The organism is Bradyrhizobium sp. PRIMUS42 (genome assembly GCF_023006515.1).
GTDB lineage: Bacteria > Pseudomonadota > Alphaproteobacteria > Rhizobiales > Xanthobacteraceae > Bradyrhizobium.
On record NZ_JALBGZ010000364.1, the window covers coordinates 1 to 6412 of the forward strand.

The following is a 6412-nucleotide window of genomic DNA, read 5'->3' on the forward strand; positions in this document are numbered from 1 at the left end:
GAGGTCGGGCACAATTTCGTCGACCACGCGAGCGTGGCCAACGTCATGGCGGCCGCGAAGGCCGGCGACACCCACGCGCATCTGCCCAACTATGTCGGCTATGAGGCCTATGTTGCCGGGGGCGGCTACAAGCTGCTGGGCCGCCTGCGCTCCGGCGAGCTGTCAAAGGACGACCTTCTGAAGGCGCTCGATGATGCTTCGCTGCGCGGCCTCGGCGGCGCCGGCTTCCCGACAGGACGCAAATGGCGCGCAGTGCTCGGCGAGCCCGGCCCGCGACTGATGGCGATCAACGGCGACGAGGGCGAGCCCGGCACGTTCAAGGACCGCGTCTACCTCGAAAGCGATCCGCACCGTTTCATCGAGGGCATGCTGATCGGTGCGCATGTGGTGCAGGCCTCCGACGTCTACATCTACCTGCGCGACGAATATCCGGCCTCACGCGAGATCCTGGAGCGCGAGATCGCAAAGCTTCCACCGGGCGGTCCGACGCTGCACATGCGCCGCGGCGCCGGCGCCTATATCTGCGGTGAGGAATCCTCGCTGCTCGAAAGCATCGAGGGCAAGCGCGGCCTGCCCCGGCACAAGCCGCCTTATCCGTTCCAGGTCGGCCTGTTCGGCCTGCCGACGTTGATCAACAACATCGAGACGCTGTGGTGGGTGCGCGACATCGTCGAGAAGGGCGCCAACTGGTGGAAGGGCCACGGCCGTCATGAGCGCAACGGCCTGCGCAGCTTCTCGGTCTCGGGTCGCGTCAAGAACCCGGGCATGAAGTTGGCGCCCGCGGGCATCACTGTGCGCGAGCTGATCGACGAATATTGCGGCGGCATGGCCGACGGCCATCAGTTCTATGCTTACTTGCCGGGCGGCGCGTCCGGCGGCATTCTGCCGGCGTCGATGGACGACATTCCGCTCGATTTCGGCACGCTGGAGAAATACGGCTGCTTCATCGGCTCGGCCGCGATCGTGATCCTGTCGCAGAAGGACAGCGTGCGCGCGGCGGCGCTGAACCTGATGAAGTTCTTCGAGGACGAGAGCTGCGGCCAGTGCACGCCGTGCCGCGTCGGAACCCAGAAGGCGGCAGCTCTGATGCAGAAGCCGGTCTGGAACCGCGCTCTCCTGGAAGAATTGAGCCAAGCGATGCGCGATGCCTCGATCTGCGGGCTTGGACAGGCAGCATCGAATCCGCTGTCCACCGTGATCAAATATTTCCCTGACGAGTTCAAGGAAGCGGCTGAATGACCAAGATTACGTTCGAGCTCGACGGCAAGCAGGTCGAAGCCAATGCCGGCGAGACCATCTGGCAGGTCGCAAAGCGCCAGGGCCGCGACATCCCGCATCTGTGCTACTCGCCGGCGCCAGACTATCGCCCCGACGGCAATTGCCGCGCCTGCATGGTCGAGATCGAGGGCGAACGCGTGCTGGCGGCATCCTGCAAGCGTACGCCGTCGGTCGGCATGAAGGTGAAGACCGAGTCTGCGCGGGCGGTGTCGGCGCAGAAGATGGTGATGGAGTTGCTCGTCGCCGACCAGCCGGCGCGCGAGACCAGCCACGATCCGGATTCGAAGTTCTGGCACTGGGCCGAGACGACAGGCGTCACCGAGAGCCGCTTCCCCGCCGCCGAGCGCTGGGCGACCGACGCCAGCCATCCGGCGATGCGCGTCAATCTCGATGCCTGTATCCAGTGCGGCCTCTGCGTGCGCGCCTGCCGCGAGGTCCAGGTCAACGACGTCATCGGTATGGCCTACCGTAATCACGGCTCGAAGATCGTGTTCGACTTCGACGATCCCATGGGCGAGTCCACTTGCGTCGCCTGCGGTGAATGCGTGCAGGCCTGTCCGACCGGCGCGTTGATGCCGGCCGTGATGCTCGACGAGAAGCAGACCCGCGTGACTTACGCGGACAAGAAGGTCGATTCGCTCTGCCCGTTCTGCGGCGTCGGCTGCCAGGTTACCTACGAGGTCAAGGACGAGAAGGTGATCTATGCGGAAGGCCGCGACGGCCCCGCCAATCACAACCGCCTCTGCGTCAAGGGTCGCTTCGGCTTCGACTACATCCACCACCCGCATCGCCTGACAAAGCCGCTGGTTCGGCTGCCGAATGCGAAGAAGGATTCCAACGACCAGGTCGATCCGGCCAACCCCTTCACCCATTTCCGCGAGGCAAGCTGGGAAGAAGCGCTCGACATCGCCGCCAAGGGCCTCGTCAAGATCCGCGACGAGAAGGGCGTGAAGGCGCTGGCGGGCTTCGGCTCGGCCAAGGGCTCGAACGAAGAGGCTTATCTGTTCCAGAAGCTGGTGCGCACCGGTTTCGGCTCGAACAACGTCGACCATTGCACCCGACTGTGCCACGCCTCCTCGGTCGCCGCGCTGTTCGAAGGCCTGAGCTCGGGCGCGGTGTCGGCGCCGTTCGCCGCTGCGATGGACGCCGAAGTCATCATCGTGATCGGCGCCAATCCGGCCGTGAACCATCCGGTCGCGGCGACCTTCATCAAGAACGCGGTCAAGCAGAACGGCGCAAAGCTGTTCGTGATGGATCCGCGCCGGCAGACGCTGTCGCGCCACGCGACCAAGCATCTGCAGTTCAAGCCCGGCTCCGACGTCGCGATGCTGAACGCGATGATCAACACGATCATCACGGAAGGCCTGACCGACGACCAGTACATCGCCGGCTACACCGAGGGCTTCGACGACCTCAAGGAGAAGATCAAGGAGTTCACGCCGGAGAAGATGGAAGCGATCTGCGGCATCCCGGCGCAAACGCTGCGCGAGGTCGCGCGGACCTATGCGCGGGCGAAGTCGTCGATCATCTTCTGGGGCATGGGCATCAGCCAGCATGTCCACGGCACCGATAATGCGCGCTGCCTGATTGCGCTGGCGCTGATCACCGGCCAGGTCGGTCGGCCCGGCACCGGCCTGCATCCGCTGCGCGGCCAGAACAACGTGCAGGGCGCCTCCGACGCCGGTCTGATCCCGATGTTTTTGCCGGACTATCAGCCGGTCAGCCGCGACGATTTGCGCGGGGCCTTCGAGAAGTTGTGGGATCAGGACCTCGATCCCGTTCGCGGCCTCACCGTGGTCGAGATCATGAACGCGATCCATGCCCGTGAGATCAAGGGCATGTATATCGAGGGCGAGAATCCCGCGATGTCCGATCCCGATCTCCAGCATGCGCGCCAGGCGCTCGCGATGCTCGACCATCTCGTGGTGCAGGATCTCTTCGTCACCGAGACCGCGTTCCACGCCGACGTCATCCTGCCTGCCTCGGCGTTTGCGGAAAAGGAAGGCTCGTTCACCAACACCGATCGCCGCGTGCAGCTCGCGCGCCAGGTGATCAAGCCACCCGGTGATGCGCGGCAGGATCTCTGGATCATTCAGGAGATCGGCAAGCGCATGGGCCTGCCGTGGAATTATGCCGGCCCCGGCGACGTCTTCACCGAGATGGCGCAGCTGATGCCGTCGCTGAAGAACATCACCTGGGAGCGGCTGGTGCGCGAAGGCGCGGTGACCTATCCGGTCGACGGTCCCGACGTGCCCGGCAACGAGATCATCTTCACCACGGGCTTCCCGACCGCGAGCGGCCGCGGCAAGATCGTGCCGGCTCACGTCATACCGCCGGACGAAGTGCCCGACGCCGAATATCCGATGGTGCTGTCGACCGGCCGCGTGCTGGAGCACTGGCACACCGGCTCGATGACCCGTCGCGCGCAGGTGCTCGACCAGATCGAGCCGGAGGCGGTCGCCTTCATGTCGCCAAAGGACATGCGCATGAAGAAGCTCGCGCCCGGCGATTTCATTCGGCTGGAGACCCGCCGCGGCGCCGTCGAGGTCAAGGTGCGCTCCGACCGCGACGTGCCGGAGAACATGGTGTTCATGCCGTTCTGCTACGCGGAAGCGGCAGCGAATCTCTTGACCAACCCGGCGCTCGATCCGTTCGGCAAGATCCCGGAATTCAAGTTCTGCGCGGCCAGGGCCGAGCGCGCGGAAATGCGGGACGCGGCGGAGTAGGGAGGACCTTCTGCCCGTGGAGTTTGACGGCGTAGGATCACCAAATTCCGCTGTCGTCCCCGCGCACGAGGCTTGCCACAAAAACCGCCGTCATGCCCCGGCTTGTCCGGGGCATCCAGTACGCCGCGGCCTTTCGGTTCAATCGCTGACGTCTCTGGAATACTGGATCGCCCGGTCAAGCCGGGCGATGGTCGAGGGTGTGGTGCACAAACGTGTCTACACCGTCATTGCGAGCGAAGCGAAGCCATCCAGGCCGCCTCAACGGCAAGATTCTGGCTTGCTTCGTCGCTTCGCTCCTCGCAACGACGGTGGTAGACATGGCGCATGTCCAAAGTTACGCCCGCCACCCGAGCGCTCACGGCCTCCGGTATTGCCTTCACCGTCCATGCCTACGACTACGATCCTGACGCCGAGAGTATCGGCCTTCAGGCCGCCGCCGCGCTCGGCGAGGACCCGGCGCGCGTCCTCAAGACGCTGATGGCGCTGGTGGACGGCAAGCCGGTCTGCGTCGTCGTCCCATCCGACCAGGAGGTCTCGATGAAGAAGCTCGCAGCGGCCGCGGGCGGCAAGTCGGCGCAGATGATGAAGCCACCCGAGGCCGAGCGCGTCACCGGATACAAGGTCGGAGGCATCAGCCCGTTCGGACAGCGCAAGCAGGTCGGCACCGTGATCGAGCAGAGCGCGCTCGCGCACGACCAAGTCTATCTCAATGGCGGTCAGCGCGGATTGCAGGTGCGGCTGAGACCGGCTGATGTGAAGGACCTCCTGAAGGCGGTCGTGGCGGATGTGCTGGCGTGACGGCAATGGGGTGGGACCATGAGATGGCCGCGGCTGATGTGGCTTGCGGTTCTGCTCGGCATCGGTCTTCCGGCTGAGGCGCATCAGGTCAACCTCGTCACGGCGCGCGTGGCGCTGAGCCCCGATCGCACGGTGAGGGTCGAGCTCGGATTGAAGGGCGGCGATGTCGATCGCCTGATCGGCACGAAGACCTATGATTCGAGACGGGACGCGGTCGATCCCGCGGCGGTCGAAGCGGCCGGAGCAGCCATCCTCGCCTATATGCGCACGCACTTGGCCGTAACGGGCGGGGCCAGGGCCTGTCCGGCCGGAGATGCAGCGATCCTGGCCGACGGCGACGGCATCATCTATCGCAACAGCTTTGCCTGCGCCGAGGCCGGCGGCGACATCATCTACCGCTCCACCGTGCTGACCGAGAAGGATCCGGGCGCACGCCAAGTCGTGCTGATCGCGCAGGGCAGGTCGGAGGTGCAGGCCTTGCTGGACGCCGGCAATACGTCGGTCACGCTCTCAACTGCGCCGCCGCTGTGGTCGACCATGCAGCGCTATGGCCTGACCGGCATCGAGCACATCTTCCTCGGCTACGATCACGTCGCATTCCTGATTGCCGTGGTGTTGTGGGCCAGACAGCTCCTTCCCGTCGTCAAGATCGTGACGGCCTTCACCATCGCCCATTCGATCACCTTGTCGCTGGCCGCGCTGAACCTCCTCGTCATCCCAAGCCGCATTGTGGAGCCTGCGATCGCCGCCTCGATCGTCTTCGTGGCCGTGGAGAACTTCTTCTCACGCGATGTCGACAAGCGCTGGCGCATGACCTTTCTGTTCGGACTGATCCACGGCTTTGGCTTCGCCGGAGCGCTTCGCGAGATCGGCCTGCCGCCAAACGCAGCAGTACCGGCGCTCGCCGCCTTCAACATCGGCGTGGAGATCGGGCAGATCGCGATCGTCGCGGTCGCGCTGCCGGCGCTCGGCTTCTTGGACCGGCTGACCACGACCGACCGGGCCGGGCCGGTGAGGGCGGCGAGACTGGTCTACATGGTGTCGGCGGTGATCAGCTTGCTCGGCGGCTATTGGCTGCTGGTGCGCATTTGGGAAGCGTGAGCCACAGGCCTATTGCTTCTGCAGCAGCTTGAGCCGACAGCGCAGCGCCTCGCGGATATGCGCGCGCGCGAGTTGCTCCGCCTCATCGCCTTTGCGCGCGGCGATGGCGTCGATGATGGCCTGATGCTCGCCGTGGCTGGTCGACGGGCGGCCCGATACGGTGAATGTGGTCGGACCGAGCAGGGCGATCCAGTCCTGCAATTCGCGGGAGGCATTGTCGAGATAGCGGTTGCGCGCGGCGCGGCAGATGGCCTCGTGGAAGGCGCGATTGAGCCTTGCCCTTTCTCTTGCCATCTCGGCTGCGTCGGTCTCCGACGCCTCGACAAAAGCCTGCTCGATATCCCTGATGGCATCGATCTCGGGGGCGGAGGCGTGCTCGGCGGCAAGGCGCGCGGCGGCGCCTTCCATGATCTCGCGCATGGCGTAGAGTTCAAGCACCTCGGAGATGTCGAGATTGCGCACGATCAGGCCGCGGCCGCCGGCGGGCTCGACGAAGCCGCGAGCGGCGA

At 65.3% G+C, this 6412-nt stretch carries 5 protein-coding genes; 4 read left to right on the top strand and 1 reads right to left on the bottom strand.

All coding sequences use genetic code 11. The features are described 5' to 3' along the window. The 4 genes from MOV75_RS23500 to MOV75_RS23515 form a co-directional block, all read left to right on the top strand. A partial coding sequence (locus MOV75_RS23500; RefSeq protein WP_247006705.1) for an NADH-quinone oxidoreductase subunit F occupies positions 1–1239 on the top strand: 1239 nt, incomplete at its 5' end. After that, positions 1236–4004 (top strand): formate dehydrogenase subunit alpha, encoded by a 2769-nt coding sequence (gene fdhF, locus MOV75_RS23505; protein WP_246924004.1) that lies wholly within the window; start codon positions 1236–1238, stop codon positions 4002–4004. The genes MOV75_RS23500 and fdhF, both read left to right, overlap by 4 nt. A gap of 324 nt (positions 4005–4328) precedes the next feature. After that, a complete protein-coding gene (gene ybaK, locus MOV75_RS23510) occupies positions 4329–4802 on the top strand; it encodes a Cys-tRNA(Pro) deacylase (RefSeq protein WP_246924007.1) in 474 nt (157 codons plus the stop codon). An 18-nt stretch (positions 4803–4820) separates the two neighbouring features. Beyond that, a complete protein-coding gene (locus tag MOV75_RS23515) occupies positions 4821–5903 on the top strand; it encodes a HupE/UreJ family protein (protein WP_246924010.1) in 1083 nt (360 codons plus the stop codon). A gap of 9 nt (positions 5904–5912) precedes the next feature. On the opposite strand, the gene MOV75_RS23520 is transcribed toward MOV75_RS23515, so the two are convergent. Beyond that, the coding region (locus tag MOV75_RS23520; RefSeq protein ID WP_247006706.1) for a GntR family transcriptional regulator at positions 5913–6412 on the bottom strand (500 nt) is incomplete at its 5' end.